This window comes from Microbacterium fluminis (assembly GCF_051549805.1).
GTDB lineage: Bacteria > Actinomycetota > Actinomycetes > Actinomycetales > Microbacteriaceae > Microbacterium.
Window position 1 is genome coordinate 2273713 of the sequence record NZ_CP196042.1, and the last position, 17757, is coordinate 2291469.

The 17757-nt window shown below is 70.4% G+C and carries 19 protein-coding genes and 1 tRNA gene; 14 read left to right on the plus strand and 6 right to left on the minus strand.

The features are described 5' to 3' along the window. Window positions 1-64: 64 nt before the first annotated feature. The gene (locus ACSJDX_RS10960; RefSeq protein ID WP_438352713.1) at window positions 65-703 is read right to left on the minus strand and encodes an MBL fold metallo-hydrolase; all 639 of its coding nucleotides are present in this window, start codon (window positions 701-703) and stop codon (window positions 65-67) included. A gap of 109 nt (window positions 704-812) precedes the next feature. Here ACSJDX_RS10960 and ACSJDX_RS10965 point away from each other — a divergent pair. From ACSJDX_RS10965 to ACSJDX_RS10990, 6 genes are all read left to right on the plus strand, one after another. Then, window positions 813-885: transfer RNA gene (locus ACSJDX_RS10965), tRNA-Glu, on the plus strand. 86 nt (window positions 886-971) lie between these two features. Next, complete coding sequence (locus ACSJDX_RS10970) at window positions 972-1721, plus strand: sulfurtransferase (RefSeq protein WP_438352714.1); 750 nt, start codon at window positions 972-974, stop codon at window positions 1719-1721. Next, window positions 1718-2104, plus strand: a complete 387-nt coding sequence (locus tag ACSJDX_RS10975; RefSeq protein WP_438352715.1) for a DUF3054 domain-containing protein — start codon at window positions 1718-1720, stop codon at window positions 2102-2104. Before ACSJDX_RS10970 ends, ACSJDX_RS10975 begins: the two co-directional genes overlap by 4 nt. A 28-nt stretch (window positions 2105-2132) precedes the next feature. After that, window positions 2133-2534 (plus strand): PPOX class F420-dependent oxidoreductase, encoded by a 402-nt coding sequence (locus tag ACSJDX_RS10980; protein ID WP_438352716.1) that lies wholly within the window; start codon window positions 2133-2135, stop codon window positions 2532-2534. Between the two features lie 76 nt (window positions 2535-2610). Then, window positions 2611-3180, plus strand: coding sequence for a PadR family transcriptional regulator (locus ACSJDX_RS10985; RefSeq protein ID WP_438352717.1), 570 nt, complete (start codon window positions 2611-2613; stop codon window positions 3178-3180). Between the two features lie 54 nt (window positions 3181-3234). After that, window positions 3235-4935, plus strand: a complete 1701-nt coding sequence (locus tag ACSJDX_RS10990) for an ABC1 kinase family protein (protein WP_438352718.1) — start codon at window positions 3235-3237, stop codon at window positions 4933-4935. A 28-nt stretch (window positions 4936-4963) separates the two neighbouring features. Here the strand turns inward: ACSJDX_RS10990 and ACSJDX_RS10995 are convergent, their stop codons facing one another. Beyond that, window positions 4964-6082 carry a DUF4349 domain-containing protein gene (locus ACSJDX_RS10995; protein WP_438352719.1) on the minus strand — a complete coding sequence of 373 codons (1119 nt, stop codon included), beginning with the start codon at window positions 6080-6082 and terminating at the stop codon, window positions 4964-4966. Then, complete coding sequence (locus ACSJDX_RS11000) at window positions 6079-6642, minus strand: RNA polymerase sigma factor (RefSeq protein WP_438352720.1); 564 nt, start codon at window positions 6640-6642, stop codon at window positions 6079-6081. Before ACSJDX_RS11000 ends, ACSJDX_RS10995 begins: the two co-directional genes overlap by 4 nt. Before the next feature lie 241 nt (window positions 6643-6883). On the opposite strand from ACSJDX_RS11000, the gene ACSJDX_RS11005 reads away from it, so the two are divergent. The 7 genes from ACSJDX_RS11005 to ACSJDX_RS11035 all read left to right on the plus strand — a co-directional run bounded on the left by ACSJDX_RS11005 (window position 6884) and on the right by ACSJDX_RS11035 (window position 14547). Then, the gene (locus ACSJDX_RS11005; protein WP_438352721.1) at window positions 6884-7933 is read left to right on the plus strand and encodes a TerC family protein; all 1050 of its coding nucleotides are present in this window, start codon (window positions 6884-6886) and stop codon (window positions 7931-7933) included. 223 nt (window positions 7934-8156) lie between these two features. Further along, window positions 8157-9617 carry a 3-isopropylmalate dehydratase large subunit gene (gene leuC / locus ACSJDX_RS11010; RefSeq protein WP_438352722.1) on the plus strand — a complete coding sequence of 487 codons (1461 nt, stop codon included), beginning with the start codon at window positions 8157-8159 and terminating at the stop codon, window positions 9615-9617. Between the two features lies 1 nt (window position 9618). Beyond that, the gene (leuD, locus tag ACSJDX_RS11015; RefSeq protein WP_438352723.1) at window positions 9619-10215 is read left to right on the plus strand and encodes a 3-isopropylmalate dehydratase small subunit; all 597 of its coding nucleotides are present in this window, start codon (window positions 9619-9621) and stop codon (window positions 10213-10215) included. Window positions 10216-10284: 69 nt separating this feature from the next. After that, the gene (murA, locus tag ACSJDX_RS11020) at window positions 10285-11661 is read left to right on the plus strand and encodes a UDP-N-acetylglucosamine 1-carboxyvinyltransferase (RefSeq protein WP_438352724.1); all 1377 of its coding nucleotides are present in this window, start codon (window positions 10285-10287) and stop codon (window positions 11659-11661) included. 4 nt (window positions 11662-11665) lie between these two features. Further along, the gene (locus tag ACSJDX_RS11025) at window positions 11666-12421 is read left to right on the plus strand and encodes a lysophospholipid acyltransferase family protein (RefSeq protein ID WP_438352725.1); all 756 of its coding nucleotides are present in this window, start codon (window positions 11666-11668) and stop codon (window positions 12419-12421) included. Further along, on the plus strand, window positions 12411-13547 hold the full coding sequence (locus ACSJDX_RS11030; RefSeq protein ID WP_438352726.1) for an NAD(P)H-dependent glycerol-3-phosphate dehydrogenase: 1137 nt from the start codon (window positions 12411-12413) through the stop codon (window positions 13545-13547). The genes ACSJDX_RS11025 and ACSJDX_RS11030 overlap by 11 nt, the downstream gene beginning before the upstream one ends. Next, a complete protein-coding gene (locus tag ACSJDX_RS11035) occupies window positions 13447-14547 on the plus strand; it encodes a D-alanine--D-alanine ligase family protein (protein WP_438352727.1) in 1101 nt (366 codons plus the stop codon). Before ACSJDX_RS11030 ends, ACSJDX_RS11035 begins: the two co-directional genes overlap by 101 nt. Here ACSJDX_RS11035 and ACSJDX_RS11040 read toward each other — a convergent pair. Both ACSJDX_RS11040 and ACSJDX_RS11045 read right to left on the minus strand, forming a co-directional pair. After that, window positions 14544-15545, minus strand: coding sequence for an IS481 family transposase (locus tag ACSJDX_RS11040; RefSeq protein ID WP_204948058.1), 1002 nt, complete (start codon window positions 15543-15545; stop codon window positions 14544-14546). The genes ACSJDX_RS11035 and ACSJDX_RS11040 overlap by 4 nt on opposite strands. Before the next feature lie 97 nt (window positions 15546-15642). Further along, complete coding sequence (locus ACSJDX_RS11045) at window positions 15643-16155, minus strand: DUF3515 family protein (protein ID WP_438352728.1); 513 nt, start codon at window positions 16153-16155, stop codon at window positions 15643-15645. Between the two features lie 40 nt (window positions 16156-16195). Here ACSJDX_RS11045 and thiL point away from each other — a divergent pair, with 40 nt between their 5' ends. Next, on the plus strand, window positions 16196-17173 hold the full coding sequence (thiL, locus tag ACSJDX_RS11050; RefSeq protein ID WP_438352729.1) for a thiamine-phosphate kinase: 978 nt from the start codon (window positions 16196-16198) through the stop codon (window positions 17171-17173). Here thiL and rsmD read toward each other — a convergent pair. Next, a complete protein-coding gene (gene rsmD / locus ACSJDX_RS11055; protein ID WP_438352730.1) occupies window positions 17143-17724 on the minus strand; it encodes a 16S rRNA (guanine(966)-N(2))-methyltransferase RsmD in 582 nt (193 codons plus the stop codon). The two genes, thiL and rsmD, sit on opposite strands and share 31 nt — an antisense overlap. Window positions 17725-17757: the final 33 nt, after the last annotated feature.

The following is a 17757-nucleotide window of genomic DNA, read 5'->3' on the forward strand; positions in this document are numbered from 1 at the left end:
CCGGCGGCCCCGACCGGCGGTCGCCGTTATCCACAGGGGAGGAGCCGAGGCATCCGCCCGCGCGTCAGAGGTCGGTGCTGTCTCCGGGATCGAGGGCGAGGAACGACCCGCCGTTCTGCTCGGTCGCCCACTTCAGCCGGGCGCGTCCCATGTCGCGGCCGATCACCGAGAGCGTCATGTCGTGGGTGCCGAACGCTCGATCGGGCTTGACGGCGAGCACGAAGTCCATCGCCTCGCCGATCTTCAGCCAGGGCGCGCCGATGGGTGCGGCGAGCAGGCCGACCTTCACGCCCTTCGGCACGGCGTAGGAGTCGCCGGGGTAGTACAGCTCGTCGTTGACGAGCACGCCGACGTTGTCGACGACGGGGATCGACTCGTGGATGACCGCGTGGACTCCGCCGAAGAACCGCAGCGTGAACGAGTCGAGCGTGACCGTGTCGCCGGGGGAGACGACGATGACGTCGTAGCCCGCGGCCGCGTCGGCGACCCCCTGGGGCCCGTAGATCGGCGTGCCCGGTGCCATCTCGAGGATGCGGTCCAGATGGCCGGCCGTCCAGTGGTCGGGATGCTCGTGCGTGATCACCACGGCGACGACGTCGCTCAGGTCGTCCAGCGGGGTGGTGAAGCTGCCCGGATCGATCAGGAGGGTGCGGCCTGAGTCGTCGATACGGAGGGCGGCGTGTTCGTGCTTGGTCACTCGCATGCGCCCAGTCAACGCTCCGGTCGGCCCCACGGCAACCGGCGCCTGCGGGGCCCGCGTCGATTTGGCCGAGCGGTCATCGACATGGCATAATCGAACGGTTGTCGCGAACGGCCCCATCGTATAGCGGCCTAGTACGCCGCCCTCTCACGGCGGTAACGCGGGTTCGAATCCCGCTGGGGTCACCCTCAGAAAACCCCCGGTCATGCCGGGGGTTTTCGCATTCCCGGCGTCGTGCTCCGACAGTGGGCGAGGCACGTACGCTGGGAACGTGGCATCCGTCCTCAACGTCTCGGCGTACCTGTTCACGCACCTGTCCGACCCGCACGCCCTGCGGTCGGTCCTGAGGGAGCGGGCGGTCGCCGCCGGTCTGCGCGGCACGATCATCCTCGCCGAGGAGGGCCTCAACCTCTTCCTGGCCGGCGAGGCCGGGGCCGTGCGCGGATTCCTCGACGAGCTGCGCGCCGACAGTCGCTTCGCCGACCTCGTCGCCCAGGAGAGCTGGTCGGACGTGCAGCCCTTCGCGCGCATGCTCGTCAAGGTGAAGCGCGAGATCATCCGGATGGATCGCCCCACCGTCCGACCGGGCGCGGGACGTGCGCGGGCCGTCACCCCCGACACGCTGCGCCGCTGGCTCGACCAGGGCGCCGACGACGACGGCCGGGAGGTGGTACTGCTCGACACCCGCAACGCCTTCGAGGTCGACCACGGCACCTTCGAGGGCGCGCTCGACTGGCGCATCGAGCGGTTCACCGAGTTCCCGGATGCCGCGGCCCGCCACCGCTCGGAGCTGGTGGGCAAGACGGTGGTGAGCTTCTGCACCGGCGGGATCCGCTGCGAGAAGGCCGCGCTGCACCTCGAAGAGATCGGCGTCGACGCCCGGCAGCTCGAGGGCGGAGTGCTCGGCTACTTCGCGCAGGTGGGCGGGTCGCACTGGACGGGGGAATGCTTCGTCTTCGATGAACGCGAGACCCTCGACCCGCAGCTGCGTCCTGCGCGGGCGATCGCGGCGGACGCATGAGCCGCGCCGTCGCCGGTGCCGCGCTGCTCGACCTCGCTGTGGTCGTCGCCTTCGCCGCGACAGGTCGGGCCAGTCACGACTCGGACGTCCTCGGCGGACTCTGGATGACCGCCTGGCCGTTCCTCGTCGGCCTCGTCGGCGGATGGCTCATCGCGCGGGCCTGGCGCCGACCGCTGACCGTGATCCGCACGGGCATCCCCGTCTGGCTGTCCACCGTCGTGATCGGGATGCTGCTGCGCGCCGTATCGGGACAGGGCACCGCCGTCGCCTTCATCGTGGTCGCCACCCTCACGCTCGGCCTGCTCCTGATCGGTTGGCGTTCGGTGGTGGCGCTCGTCGTCCGCGCGCGCACGCGGCGCGCCTCCGGGTCGTCCCGACCCTGAGGCATCCGCCGCCTGTGAGGATGGGAGGGTGACACATCCCGACGAGATCATCCCCGCCGACTACCGCCCGCTGCTCGAGGACCCGAACTACGGTCACCTCGGCACCATCCGCTCCGACGACACGGTGCAGGTGAACCCGATGTGGTTCGAGTTCGACGGCGAGCACGTGCGCTTCACGCACACGAGCACGCGGAAGAAGTTCCGCAATCTGCAGCGCAACCCCGCCATGGCGCTGTCGATCATCGACCCCGAGAATCCGTTCCGGTACCTCGAGGTGGCGGGACGGCTCGTCGAGGTCGTCCCCGACCCGACCGGCGCGTTCTACGTGCACCTGCAGAACCGCTACGGCAATCCCAGCGACGTCCCGCCGCCCGACAAGGCCGATCGCGTCGTGCTGGTCATGTCGATCGAGCGCGCGACGAAGCAGTAGCCCTTCCACCAGACCGCTCAGCGATATATCGTTATGTATCGCTGAGTTGTCCGAACTCGGCGGCGAGGAGGATGACATGAGCGGTTCGTTCCTGGGTGACGGATTCCCCGGACGCGGGCGTGGTCCCGCCGGCGGCTGGCCGATGACCGGCCTCTGGGAGGCGCTGGAGCAGTTCCGCGGCCAGTTCGAGCAGAAGGCCGGCCCGCGTGCCGGCCGCGGAGACGTGCGCGCCGCCGTGTTGGCGCTGCTCGCCGAGAAGCCGATGCACGGCTACCAGATCATCCGCGAGATCGAGGAGCGCTCGAGCGGGTCGTGGAAGCCGAGCCCCGGCTCGGTGTACCCGACGCTGCAGCTGCTCACCGACGAAGGTCTCGTGGCGGCATCCGAGTCGGACGGCCGCAAGACGTACGCGCTCACGGAGGCCGGCCGCGCCGTCGCCGACGAGGACGGCGAGCGCTCCGCGCCGTGGGAGAGTGCTGCGCCCCGCGACGGGGGACGCACCGGTGCTCTTCCGAAGGCGGGGATCGACCTCGCTCAGGCGGTGGCCCAGGTGGGGCGCTCGGGGAGTTCCGAGCAGGTGAAGCAGTCGATCGAGGTGCTCGAAGAAGCGCGTCGTAAGATCTTCACCATCCTCGCGCAGGACTGACCCCTGGCGCTCCACGACGAGGGACCCGAGGCGCGCCGACGTCGAGGAGGCTCGATGACCGACGCCGGCGACATGCGCGCCCGCTATCGCAGGATCCTGCGGTTCGCCGCGCGCTACCTCGTGCAGGCATGGTGGTACGAGCTCTTCCTCCCGCGCATCGGGCTCGCGGCGATCGGCAACCGCAATCGGCCGGCCCGATTGCGACGCATCGCCCAGAGGTTCCACGTGCTCGCCGTCGACCTCGGCGGACTCATGATCAAGGTCGGTCAGTTCCTGTCGTCACGGCTCGATGTGCTGCCGCCTGAGGTCACGAAGGAGCTCGAGGGGCTCCAGGACGAGGTGCCGCCCGTCGACTTCGCGGCGATCCGTGCCCTCGCGGAGGCCGAGCTCGGGGTGCCGCTGGCTCGGGCGTTCTCGTCCGTCGACCCCGTACCGCTCGCGGCGGCCTCGCTCGGGCAGGCCCACCGCGCGGTGCTGTCCGACCGCGATGCCGCCGACACCGGTCTGCGCGGCGTGGTGCTGAAGGTGCAGCGCCCCGGCATCGATCGGGTGGTCGACGTGGACCTGCGCGCGCTGCGGCGTGTGGCGGGTTGGCTCAGCCGCGTGCGGGTCGTCGCCGCGCGGGTCGACATGCACGCGCTCGTCGAGGAGTTCGCCGCCACGAGTCTGGAGGAGATCGACTACCTGCAGGAGGCGGCGAACTCCGAGCGCTTCGCCGCCGAGGTCGCGCGTGACGGGCGCGTCGGCGTGCCCGAGGTGGTGTGGGAGCGCACGACCCGCCGCGTGCTCACCCTCGAGGACGTCACCGCGATCAAGATCAACGACGTCGCGGCGCTGCGGGCCGCGGGGATCGATCCGAAGGACGTGGCGGCCGAGTTCGCCTCCGTCATGTTCGACCAGCTCTTCGCCGACGGGTTCTTCCACGCCGATCCGCACCCCGGCAACATCTTCGTCACGCCCCGAGCGGTCTCGGTCGATGAGGCGACGGATGCCTCGTCCCGCCCGTGGACGCTCACGTTCATCGATTTCGGGATGATGGGCTCGGTTCCGGAGGGCCTGCGCCGCGGACTCCGCCGCCTCCTCATCGCCGCGGCATCCCGCGACGGCAAGGGACTCGTGGACGGGATCCGCGACGTCGGAGTGCTGCTGCCCTCGGCCGACACCGCCGAACTCGAACGAGCCATGACTCAGCTGTTCGCGCGCTTCGGCGGCATGGGGTTCGCGGAGCTGCAGGAGGTCGATCCGCGCGAGTTCCGCGCGTTCGCCGTCGAGTTCGGCGACACCGTCCGCTCCCTGCCCTTCCAGCTGCCGGAGAACTTCCTGCTCATCATCCGCGCCATGTCGCTGACGTCCGGGATGTGCAGCGCGCTCGATCCGGCCTTCAACATCTGGGATGCCGTGGAGCCCTACGCCAACCGCCTCATCCAGGAGGAGGGCGGCAACGTGGTGCAGGGCTTCGCGCGCCAGATCGTCACGGAGGTCGGCGTCGCCGCACGCCTGCCGCGACGGATCGACGATCTCGTCACCCGGATGCTCGACGGTCGTGTCACCGTGCAGAATCCGAAGGTCGAGCGCCGCCTCGTCTCCCTCGAGCGGATGGGACGCCGGATCCTCTCGGGAGTGCTCTTCGCGGCGCTGTTCGTCGGGGGGATCCTCCTGCGGGGAGAGGACGTCGTCTGGGGCACGGTGGTCGTCGTGGCGTCGGCGATCCCGCTGCTGCACGCCCTCCTCGCGGGGATCGTCGGCCGCCGCTGACGCTGCCCGGCGGATCGGGCGAGACCGCTCAGTCAGGCTCGGCCGCGCGACGCACACGACGAGCGCGTCGCACCACCCGCACGATCGCCCACGCGATCGCGCCGAGCACGGCGGCCACCACGATCCACGGGATCAGGAATCCGAGCGCGACGACGATGCCGTTGAGCGTCGCGATCAGGCCGTTCCACCCCGCGGCGAGACCGTCGCCGAACCCCGCGGGGTCGGCCGTCACCGGGATGCTGCGCGGCAGCACCGACACGGACAGCGTCGACATCTTCACCTGCGAGTCGAGCATGGCCAGCTGCTGCTGATAGGACTCCAGCGTCGCTTGTCGCTCGGCGAGCGCGCTCTCGGCCGCGATCAGGTCGGCGGTGCTGGTGGCCTGCGCCATGAGCGCGGTGAGCCGCGTGATCGAGGTCTGCGCCGCATCGATGCGTGCGCGCAGGTCGACCGTCTGGTCGGTGACGTCCTGGCGGGAGACGGACGACGCCGTGACCTCGCCGAGCGCGGACAGTCCGTCCATGACTGAACCCAGCCGATCGGCGGGAACCCGCACCGACACCCACCCGCTGCCGGCGATCGGCCCCGGGTACGGGTAGGGCATGACGTCCACAGCAGGGCCGCCCTGTGCCGGGGTCGCGCCGCCCGTTCCGCCGATCGTGCTCGACTCGACATGGCCGCCCACGGCGTCCGCGGCGTCGGCGACGGCCCGTACGGCCGTGGTCACGTCATCGACCACGAGCGTGGCGGAGCCCGTCGCGATGGTCTGCCGCGAGGCATCCGTCCCTGCTCCCGGCGAGGTCGCGGCGCCGCCCTTCGCATCGGCGGGTGGCGCGATCTCCGACGAGGAGGATCCCGAGGTGCCGCCGCTGTCCGACGGCCCCTGCGCGGGCGCGACCGCGGAGCCCTCCATCGCCGTCGGGGTCACGATGCGCGCCACCGTGGGCGCGAGAACCGCGGCCACGACGACGATCGCCGCCGCCGCGCCGACCCCCGCCCACACCCGCCCGCGGCGGATGCGGCGTCGACGTCCGGCGGCGCGCTCCTCGGCGATCCGCGCGAACAGCGCGCCCTCGATGGCGTCGAGCCGGTCGTCCGCGAGGTCGGGGAGACCGGCGGTCGAGGCATCCGTCTGCGGGGTGTTCATGGGGTCTCCGACTCCGTCACGGCGGCGCGCATCCGAGTGCGGATGCGGGAGAGACGGTTGCGCACGACGCCGTGGCCCACGCCCAGGTGGTCGGCCGCGGCCTGGTAGCCGTACCCCTCCGAGGCGCACAGGCGGAAGATCTCACGGTCGAGATCGCCCAGGCCCTGCACCTCCCGGAGGATCAGCGACGCGGTCTCGGCGTCGACCAGCTGCTGCGCGACGTCGATCTGCGCCGGGAGCGCCTCGTCGACGAGCGTCGAGGTGTGCTCGCGGTCTCGGCGCTGCCGACGCACGCGGTTCGCCGCCTGGAAGCGGCAGATCGTGGCCAGCCACGGCAGAAGCGTCGGTCCCGCGAGCTCCAGCCCCGGGAGCTTGCGCCACGCCACCAGGAACGTCTCCTGCAGCACGTCCTCGGCGTCGGCCGGGGAGCCCACCAGGGCATGCGCGATCCAGTAGACCGGTCGGGCGTACGCGCGATAGAGCGAGCGGAAGGCGTGCTCGCTGCCGCCCGCGGCCGCGGCCACGAGCGCGGCATCGTCGCGCTGCTCCTCATCCCTCATGGGCGTCCGTCCCTCACGGTGGGTGTCCGTCTCTCGACATGCAGGTGTCGGTTCGGGCGGAATCGTCTCACGACACGTTCGGGGCACGGTATCCTGGAAGGGCGAGAGGGAGTATCCCGACTTCGCGTGTTCGTCACCACGGAAGCCGCAGCGCCTCCCGGGCACGCGCCGCACCATCCGATCCGGATGAGGCGGGGGAGAGACTTTCGACGTTCTGACGTCCCCTCTCGAAAGGCCTCCATTGGACCTCGATCTTCCCGTCTGGTTCGAGATCGGCTCGCTGGTCGTGCTGGTGCTCATCCTCGCCGCCGACCTGCTGCTGATCCTGAAGCGTCCGCACATCCCGTCCACGAAGGAGTCGACCCTGTGGGTCGTGTTCTACGTGACGCTGGCGCTGATCTTCGCGGGACTGATGTGGATCTTCGCGGGTGGGGAGTACGCCGGGCAGTTCGTGGCGGGCTGGCTCACCGAGTACAGCCTCTCGATCGACAACCTGTTCGTGTTCGTGCTGATCATGAGCCAGTTCTCGGTGCCGCGGCGGTACCAGCAGGAAGTCCTGATGGTCGGCATCATCATCGCCCTGGTGCTGCGCGGCCTGTTCATCCTCGTCGGCGCCGCAGTGATCGAGCAGTTCAGCTGGGTCTTCTTCATCTTCGGGGCGTTCCTGGTCTGGACCGCCTACCGCCAGGCGTTCCCGGGCGGCGATCACGACGACGACGTGCAGCGCGAGAACTTCATCGTGCGGATGCTGCGCCGCACCGTCGACATCAGCGACCACTACGACGGGGCCAAGATCCGCACCGTGGTCGACGGCAAGAAGATGTTCACCCCGATGATCATCGTCTTCGCCGCGATCGGCGTGACCGACCTGCTGTTCGCGATCGACTCGATCCCGGCCATCTTCGGGATCACCCAGAGCCCGTTCATCGTGTTCACCGCGAACCTGTTCGCGCTGATGGGACTGCGCCAGCTGTACTTCCTGCTCGGGGATCTGCTCGATCGCCTGCGTTACCTGCACTACGGCATCGCGTTCATCCTGGCCTTCATCGGCGTGAAGCTCGTCTTCCACGCCATGCACGTCAACGAGCTCCCGTTCATCAACAACGGTCAGCACATCGAATGGGCGCCCGAGATCTCCACCTGGACCTCGCTCGGCGTGATCGTGGCGTCGATGGCCGTGGCGACGGTGGCGAGCCTGATCGCCTCGTCGCGCGACAAGAGGAAGGCCGACACACCGGATGCCGCGGCATCCGTCGTCGCCGAGGAGAAGGGCACCCCGCCCACCGTCTGACCCGGCTGCACCCGTTCCCGGCGTCAGGACACGCTCCCTCGACGCCGCGCAGGACACGACGGAGCCGGGGGTCGGCACCGCGGTGGTAGTGTGACGACGTGCGGATCGCTCGCCTCCTCCTTAGCAGCCGCGACGAGTCCTAGTCTCCAGGCCTCCCTCGTCGCGGAGTTTCTCGCGGGCTTGATCCCCGGGCTTCGGCCCCTTCCGAGGAGAACGAACACCAATGAGCACACCCGTCGCCGATGCATCCGCCATCCCGGATCGCCCGCGCACTCTGGCCGAGAAGGTCTGGGACGACCACCTCGTCGTCAAGGGCGAGAACGGTGAGCCCGACCTCATCTACATCGACCTGCACCTCGTGCACGAGGTCACCAGCCCGCAGGCGTTCGACGGACTGCGAGCCGAAGGGCGTCCGCTGCGCCGCCTCGACCTGACGATCGCGACCGAGGACCACAACACCCCCACGCTCGACATCGACAAGCCGATCGCCGACCTCACCAGCCGCACCCAGATCGAGACGCTGCGCCGCAACGCCGCCGAGTTCGGGGTGCGCCTGCACTCGCTCGGCGACAAGGAGCAGGGCATCGTCCACGTCGTGGGTCCGCAGCTGGGCCTCACGATGCCGGGGATCACGGTGGTCTGCGGCGACAGCCACACCTCGACGCACGGTGCGTTCGGCGCGATGGCGTTCGGCATCGGCACCAGCGAGGTCGAGCACGTCATGGCGACCCAAACGCTGCCGCTGAAGCCGTTCAAGACGATGGCGATCACCGTCGAGGGCACCCTGAAGCCGGGCGTGAGCGCAAAGGACATCATCTTGGCCGTCATCGCCAAGATCGGCACCGGCGGCGGCCAGGGCTACGTGCTCGAGTTCCGCGGCAGCGCCATCCGCTCCCTCTCGATGGAGGGGCGCATGACGATCTGCAACATGTCGATCGAGGCCGGAGCGCGCGCCGGAATGGTCGCCCCCGACGAGACGACCTTCGCGTACGTGCAGGGGAAGGACCACGCTCCCACCGGCCAGGACTGGGACGACGCGGTCGCCTACTGGCGGACGCTCCCCAGCGACGAGGGCGCCGTCTACGACGCCGAGGTGTTCCTCGACGCCGACCAGCTCGAGCCGTTCGTGACCTGGGGCACCAACCCCGGTCAGGGCGCATCGCTGTCGGACGTGGTGCCCACGCCGTCGGACTTCGCCGATCCGAACGAGCGCGCCGCCGCCGAGCGGGCCCTCGAGTACATGGACCTGACGCCGGGAACGGCGCTGAAGGATGTCTCGGTCGACGCGGTCTTCATGGGGTCGTGCACGAACAGCCGCATCGAGGACCTGCGCGCGTTCGCCTCGATCATCCAGGGGCGTACGAAGGCTCCCGGGGTGCGGGTCATGGTCGTTCCGGGCTCGGCGCGCGTGCGCCTGGAGGCCGAGGCGGAGGGCATCGACAGGATCGTGCAGGAGTTCGGCGCCGAGTGGCGCTTCGCCGGCTGCTCGATGTGCCTCGGCATGAACCCCGACCAGCTCGCACCGGGAGAGCGCTGCGCTTCCACGAGCAACCGCAACTTCGAGGGACGTCAGGGCAAGGGCGGTCGCACCCACCTGGTGTCGCCGCTCGTGGCCGCGGCCACCGCGATCCGCGGAACGCTGTCGAGTCCGAGCGACCTGGTCGCCGAGAAGGTCGAGGCCTGACATGGAGAAGTTCACGACCCACACCGGCATCGTCGCGCCCTTGAAGCGCTCGAACGTCGACACCGACCAGATCATCCCCGCCGTCTACCTCAAGCGGGTGACGAAGACCGGGTTCGAGGACGCGCTCTTCGCCAGCTGGCGGCAGGATCCGGAGTTCGTGCTCAACCAGCCCGCGTTCGCCGGGGCATCCGTCCTGGTCGCCGGACCCGACTTCGGCACGGGGTCCAGCCGCGAGCACGCCGTGTGGGCCCTGCGCGACTTCGGCTTCAAGGTCGTGCTGAGCCCCAAGTTCGCCGACATCTTCCGCGGCAACGCGGGCAAGCAGGGTCTGCTGGCCGGCGTCATCTCCGAAGACGACCGCGAGCGCATCTGGGCGGCGATCGACGCCGAGCCGGGTGTCGAGATGACGGTCGATCTCGCGGCTCGCCGCGCGACGATCGGCGACCTCCAGGTGCCCTTCGAGATCGACGATTACACTGGTTGGCGCCTCCTCGAAGGGCTCGACGACATCGGGCTCACCCTGCGCAACGAAGAAGCGATCGCGCAGTTCGAGGCGCGCCGCGAGGCGTGGAGGCCACGGACGCTCCCCGTCCCGTGACCCGAGGCGCCGCCCCACGAGGGCGGTCGCCGGGCTCCAATCCTCGAACACACAAGTGAGGTCCACCGTATGAAGACACTTCTCGACAACGCCGATTCGGTCGATCGAGCCGGCGACCCGTTGGAGGTGTCGGGGGAGGTCGTGCGCATCCGCGGCGGCCGGCCCCTCACGGGAAGGGTCGAGGTCAAGGGCGCGAAGAACCTCGTCACCAAGGCGATGGTCGCGGCGCTGCTGGGCGACACGCCCAGCACCCTGCGGGACGTGCCGGACATCAGCGATGTCCAGGTCGTGCGCTCCCTGCTCGAGGTGCACGGCGTGCGCGTCGAGGACGGCGACGTCGAGGGCGAACTGCACTTCGACCCGAGCGGAGCGGTCGCCGCGCACTTCGAGGAGATCGACGCGCACGCGGGGGCCTCCCGCATCCCGATCCTGTTCTGCGGACCGCTGCTGCACCTGCTCGGCGAGGCGCTCATCCCCGACCTCGGCGGATGCCGCATCGGCGACCGGCCGATCAACTTCCACATGGACGCGCTGCGTGCGTTCGGGGCGATCGTCGACAAGAGCTACGAGGGCATCCGCATCACGGCGCCCCACGGTCTCCACGGCGCGTCGATCGAGCTCCCCTATCCGAGTGTGGGCGCCACCGAACAGGTGCTGCTCACGGCGGTGCGCGCGAAGGGCACCACCGAGCTGCGCAACGCCGCGATCGAGCCCGAGATCATGGACCTGATCGCGGTGCTCCAGAAGATGGGCGCGATCATCTCGTACGAGCCCAACCGCGTCATCCTCATCGAGGGTGTGGACTCGCTGCGCGGCTACGACCACCGGGCGATCTTCGACCGCAACGAGGCCGCCTCCTGGGCGTGCGCGGCGCTGGCCACCGACGGCGACATCTTCGTCGGCGGAGCCAAGCAGCAGGAGATGCTCACGTTCCTCAACGTCTTCCGCAAGGTCGGCGGCGAGTTCGACGTGCGCGAGGACGGCATCCGCTTCCACCGCAACGGGGATCTGAAGCCGGTCGTGGTCGAGACCGACGTGCACCCCGGCTTCATGACCGACTGGCAGCAGCCCCTCATCGTGGCCCTCACGCAGGCCCACGGCGTCTCGACGGTCCACGAGACCGTCTACGAGAACCGGCTCGGCTTCACCGAGGCCCTGGTGCAGATGGGCGCCGACATCGTCGTGCACCCGCAGGGCATCGAGAGCGCCGAGCGCCGGGTACCCCGTCGCGCGCTCGAGCAGGCCGCCGTCGTCACCGGCCCCACGCCGCTGCGCGGCGCCGAAGTCGAGGTGCCCGATCTGCGGGGTGGCTACAGCTACGTGATCGCCGCGCTGGCCGCCGAGGGCGAATCCGTTGTGAGCAACATGGGCATCATCCGTCGGGGCTACGAGAAGTTCTTCGCCAAGCTCGACGCGCTCGGCGCCGATTTCGACATCGTCGGCTGATCCGGTGGCCTCCTCCGCGCCGCGCGAGCCCCGCCCGCTCCCGTTCCGGGTGCTGGCGGCGATCGTCGTTCCGCTGGTGGGGCTGCTCGCGAAGATCCGCGTGCGTCCGGGGGATGGGCTGCCGCGCACCGGCGCCTACGTGCTCGCGCCCAACCACTACACCGAGATCGATCCGCTCATCGTCGCGGTGAGCGTCTGGCGGTTGGGCCGGCCCCCGAGGTTCATGGCGAAGGAGAGCCTCTTCCGGGTGCCGGTGCTCGGCGCGGCGCTGCGCGCCACCGGTATGGTCCCGGTCGCGCGGACGAGCTCGAGCGCCTCCGCGCGTGAGACGCTGAAGGCCTCCGAGAGCCTGGTGGAGCACGGTCGAGGGGTGATCGTCTACCCGGAGGGCACGCTCACCCGCGACCCCGGCATGTGGCCGATGCGCGGCAAGACCGGGGCTGTGCGATTGGCGCTGGAGGCGGGCATCCCGCTCATCCCGATGGCCCACTGGGGCGCCCAGGACATCATGGCCCGCTACGGCAAGAAGATCAGCCTCTGGCCGCCGCGCAAGCTGGTGCGCGTGGCGATCGGCGAGCCGGTCGACCTGTCCGACCTGGCCGGCAAGCACACCCAGCCTGCGGTCCTCGCCGAGGCGACGGGTCGGCTCATGGCTGCCATCACGGCGCTGCTGGAGGATCTGCGCGGTGAGCAGGCCCCCGCCGAACGCTGGAATCCCGCCGCGCACGGGCAGAAGGAGACCGGTCGCCTTGAGCCGTAGGAGCGAGAACGCGCTGCCGCGCGTCGCCGTCATCGGCGCCGGCAGCTGGGGCACCACCTTCGGCAAGGTCCTCGCCGACGGCGGCGCGAACGTGACCATGTGGGCGCGCCGATCCGAGGTCGCGCAGGAGATCAACGCGGCCAAGCGCAACAGCGCCTACCTGCCGGGTGTGAACCTCCCGCGCGGGATGTCGGCCACCGTACACCTGTCGGAGGCGCTGGAGGGCGCGCAGCAGGTGTACCTCTCGGTGCCCAGCCAGGCCCTCCGCGAGAACCTCAAGGCCGTCCGCGCGCTGGTGCAGGACACCGACGCGCCGATCGTGTCGCTGATGAAGGGCGTCGAGAAGCGCACCGGTCTGCGCATGAGCCAGGTCATCGAGCAGGAGCTGCACTGCGACCCCTCGCGCATCGCCGTCGCCTCGGGCCCGAACCTCGCGCTCGAGATCGCCCGTGAGCAGCCGACGGCGGCGGTCATCTCCTCGGTGAGCCAGGAGACGGCGGATGCCGTCGCCCGCCGTGCGCGCAACTCCTACTTCCGCACGTTCGTGAACACCGACGTGATCGGCACCGAGTTCGGCGGAGTGCTCAAGAACCTCATCGCCGTGGCGATCGGCATCGTCGACGGCGTCGGCTACGGCGAGAACACGAAGGCGTCGATCATCACGCGGGGTCTCGTCGAGATGACCGACTTCGCGGTCGCCCAGGGCGCTCACCCCGAGACGCTGCAGGGACTCGCCGGTCTCGGCGATCTGATCGCGACCTGCCAGTCGCCGCTCAGTCGCAACAACACGGCCGGCCGCCTGCTCGGACAGGGGTACTCGTTCCAGGACGTCGTGGCGCAGATGAACCAGACCGCGGAGGGACTGTCCTCGGTGGCCCCGGTCCTGCAGCTCGCCAAGGAGGCGGGCGTGGAGATGCCGATCGTCGAGCAGGTCAAGCGCGTGCTCGACGGAACCATGAAGCCGCGCGAGATCGCGCCGCACCTCACGACAGACGACGACACCCCGAAGGGGGAGAGGACGCAGAATGGACAAGCCGGCGGTGGTGGTGCTCTTTGGAGGTCGCTCCAGCGAACACTCGATCAGTTCCGCCACGGCCGGGGGCGTTCTCCACGCGATCAACCGTGACCGCTACCGGGTGATCCCGGTCGGCATCACCCGTCAGGGCGCGTTCGTGCTCGAAGACGACGACTCCGCCAAGTTCGCGCTCGACCCGGAGAACATGCCCGAGGTCGTCGACAACGGCACGCGCATCGTGTGGCCGGAGGCGGCGGGGGAGCGGATGCTGTCGGTGCGCCGCGCCGACGGGACGGTCGAATCCCTCGGGCTCGTCGACGCGGTGCTGCCGATCCTGCACGGTCCGCACGGCGAGGACGGCACGATCCAGGGCTTCTTCGACACCGTCGAGCTCCCGTACGCGGGCGGTGGCGTGCTCGACTCGGCGCTGTGCATGGACAAGCACTTCATGAAGGTCGCCCTGCAGGCCGCCGGCGTGCCCGTCGCCCCGTGGATCACCCTGCGCAGCGGCGAGTGGGATGCCGCGCGCGACGTCGAGGCGATCGTCGCCCGGGCGGCGGGCCTGGCCCTGCCGTGGTTCGTCAAGCCCGCGCGGGCCGGCTCCAGCGTGGGGGTGTCGAAGGTGCACTCGGTGGACGAGCTCGCCGCGGCGCTCGACATCGCGTTCGCCGAGGACGACAAGGTGCTCCTCGAAGAGGGTCTGGTGGGCCGCGAGATCGAGGTGGGCGTGCTCGAGGGGCGCGGTGGCGCAGCATCCCGCGCCTCGCTCCCCGGCGAGATCGTGCTCACCACCCGCGAGTTCTACGACTTCGAAGGCAAGTACCTCGGCGGCGACGGCGTCGATGTGGTCTGCCCGGCGGCGCTCGAAGACTCCGAGCTCGAGGCGATCCGCTCGATGGGGCTGCGGGCGTTCGAAGCGGTGGACGGGCGCGGCCTCGCGCGGGTGGACTTCTTCCTCACCGCGGCCGGGCCCGTCGTCAACGAGTTGAACACGATGCCGGGATTCACGCCCATCTCGATGTTCCCGAAGTGCTGGATCGCGACAGGCATGACCTACGCCGAGCTGATCTCCGAGCTGATCGACACCGCGCTGGAGCGCGCGGCCGCCTAGGTGTACTTCCCCGTGACGTTGTGAACGCGGGCTGAGGGGGTCTGGCCGCCGATCCCGGTGTGGGGTCTGTGGTGATTGTAGTGATGCAGCCAGGTCTCGTATGCCGCGGCTCGCTCTGCTTCGCTGGCGTAGGGCTTGGCGTAGGCCCATTCGGCGGCGAGGGTGCGGTTGAAGCGTTCGACCTTCCCGTTGGTCTGCGGCCGATACGGCTTTGTCCACTTGTGCTTCACACCGTCGCCGAGCGCGTCCGCGAACGCGTGTGACCGGTAGCACGCGCCGTTGTCTGTCATCACGGCGGTGACCGTGACTCCGAGGCTCGCGAAGAACGCGTTCGCGCGGGTCCAGAACCCTGCCGCGGTCTCCTTGCGTTCGTCGTCGAGGATCTCCGAGTACGCGACTCTCGAGTTGTCGTCGACGGCGTGGTGCAGATACCGGTAGCCGCGGGAGCCGGCCGCTCCTGACCGTGCGGCCTTGTCACGGACGGATCCCGCGGCACGGTCCTGCGCCGATCCGCGGCCGAAGGCGCGCCAGCCGCCGCCATCAGGGATCCGGCCCTGCTTCTTGATATCGACGTGGATCAGCTGGCCCGGTCTTGCGACCTCGTACCGCTTCGGCGTCGGCTTGCGGACTGGCAGCCCGGTGGCCTGATCGATGTTCACGAGCTTCGGCATCCCATACCTGGCCAGCACCCGGCCGACCGTCGAGCGGGCAAGGCCCAGGTGATACGCGATCCGGTGCGGACCCCACCGGCGGGTGAACCGCAACGACACGATCCTCCGCTCCGTCTTCCGCGGGAGCCGGTTCGGCGAGGTCTGCGGCCTGAAGCTGCGGTCCGTCAACGGCAGCCCGGCCCGATACCGGTCGACCCACCGTTTCGCCGTCGCGGGCGAGCACTGGAACCGTTCCGCTGCCCGCCGCAACGACCAGCCCCGATCCACGACGAGGACAGCAAGACGACGACGCCCTTCCGGCGTCAAAGGCGCGTTAGCGTGAGACACGAAGACCTCCGTGGTCAGGATGCGAGTGTGGTAACCCACATCCTGCCCGGAGGTCTTCGCCTACCTCACCCGTTCACAACCTCCCGGGGAAGTACACCTAGGGGACCGGGGTCGCGTCGGCCCGGGGGACGCACGCGGCGTTCTTCGGCAGCTGCGCGACGATCGGCGAGAGAGCGTCGAGGACCACGCGGCTCGAGACGCCCGTCAGCTGCGCGGTGTTCTCGGTGTCGATGTACAGCTCGATCGCGGGCGTGCGGCCGAACGTGGTCACCCGGTACTTCGGGGCATCGGTCTCGTCGATCACCCAGTCCACCCCGCTGACGGTCTCGCAGCGCAGCGTCGTCGGACCGGGCGGAGTGACGCCGCAGGTCAGCAGGACGGCGCTCGGGTCACCCCACGCCGCGGTGGCCTGAGCATCCGTCCAACGGCGCTGCTTGCCGTCGAGCTGACCGGGCAGTCTCACGAGCACCTCGGCGCAGCCGGGATCGTTGGAGGCGGCTGCGGGCGTGAGCGAGACGGTCGATGCGCACCCCGAGACGGCGACCGCGACGACCGCCAGGAGCAGCGCCAGCACGGGTCGCATCGGAAGCGAGCGGGAGGAGCGGCGCATCGTTCCAGCGTACCCGCGCCGCCCGGGCTACCCTCGACGGGTGATCGACTCCGACCCCGCCGTGGGCTCCCTCTCCGAACGCGAGGTGCTGCGCAGCATCCTGTCGGCTCTCGGTCCGTCGGCTGCGCTCGTGGGCCCCGGCGACGACGCGGCCGTGATCGCCGCCCCGGACGCGCGTGTGGTGGCCACGACCGACACCCTCGTGCACGGTCCCGACTTCCGCCTCGCGTGGTCGAGCGGGTTCGACCTCGGCTGGAAGGCGGCCGCGGTGAACCTCGCCGACGTCGCGGCGATGGGCGCCCGGCCGACGGCGCTGCTCGTGGCGCTCGCGATGCCCGACGACACCCGGCTGTCGTTCGTGACGGAGGTGGCACGCGGCCTGCGCGAGGCGTGCGAGGCGCTGGCGCCCGGATGCCGCGTGGAAGGCGGGGACCTCACGGTGTCCGACACGCTCACGATCGCCGTCACGGCCCTCGGTTCGCTGGACGGACGCATGCCCGTGCGCCGCGGTGGAGCGCGCGTCGGCGACGTCGTCGCCGTGGCCGGCACGCTCGGCGCCGCGGCCCGCGGTCTGTCGGTGCTGTTCGACCGGTTCCGGGATGCCTCCGGTCACCCGATCCCCGTCGACCGGTCCGTTCTCACGGCGGACGAGAGCGCCGACCTCGACGTGCAGCTGCGCCCGACCCCACCGGTGGCGCTCGGCGTCACGGCGGCACAGGCGGGCGCGACCGCCCTCATGGACGTGTCGGACGGCCTGGCGCTGGACGCACGGCGCCTCGCCGAGGCATCCGGTGTCACCCTCGCGCTCGACGGGATCGAGTCCGGCCCGTCGTTGGACGGCGGAGAGGACCACGCGCTGCTCGCGACGTTCCCCGCCGACCACCCGATTCCCGACGGCTTCCGGGCGATCGGGAAGGTCGTGGCCGCGGGCGACGTCGCGCTCCGCGTCGACGGCGCGGAGCCCATGGGTCGCGGAGGCTGGGATCCCTACCGCGATTGGGATGCGGGACTCGGCTGACCCCACCACATCGTGGTGTCCCCGTACGTGCGGTCGCGCAGAGGCTCGAGCCCGGCATCCGCCCACGTCGGTGCCGCCGAGCGCCGCGCACGCTCCACCACCACGACCGCGTCGGGGTGCAGGAGCTCGGCGAGCCCGAGCAGCGCCTCGCCCAGCTCGGCGTCGCTGAGGTCGTACGGCGGGTCGAGCAGGACGAGGTCGTACGGTCCCCGCCCCGGCCGTAGGAAGGCCGCGACACTGCTGCGGTGGACCCGCGCGGGTGCCGCCGCGCCCACCGCCCTCGCGACCCGGTCGGCGTTGCGCTGCGCGATCGTCGCCGCCTGCGGTGCCTTCTCCACGAGATCGACGGATGCCGCACCCCGGCTGAGTGCCTCCAGGCCCAACGCCCCCGACCCGGCGTACAGGTCGAGCACGTGCGCGCCGTCGACGGCGTCCGCGGACTCCAGCGCTCCGAAGAGCGACTCGCGCACCCGGTCGCTCGTCGGCCGCGTGCCCGCGGCAGGCACCTCCAGGGCGATGCCGCCCGCTCGCCCCGAGATGATGCGCGTCACGCCACCCACGATATCGGCGACCGCGCTGGGCCG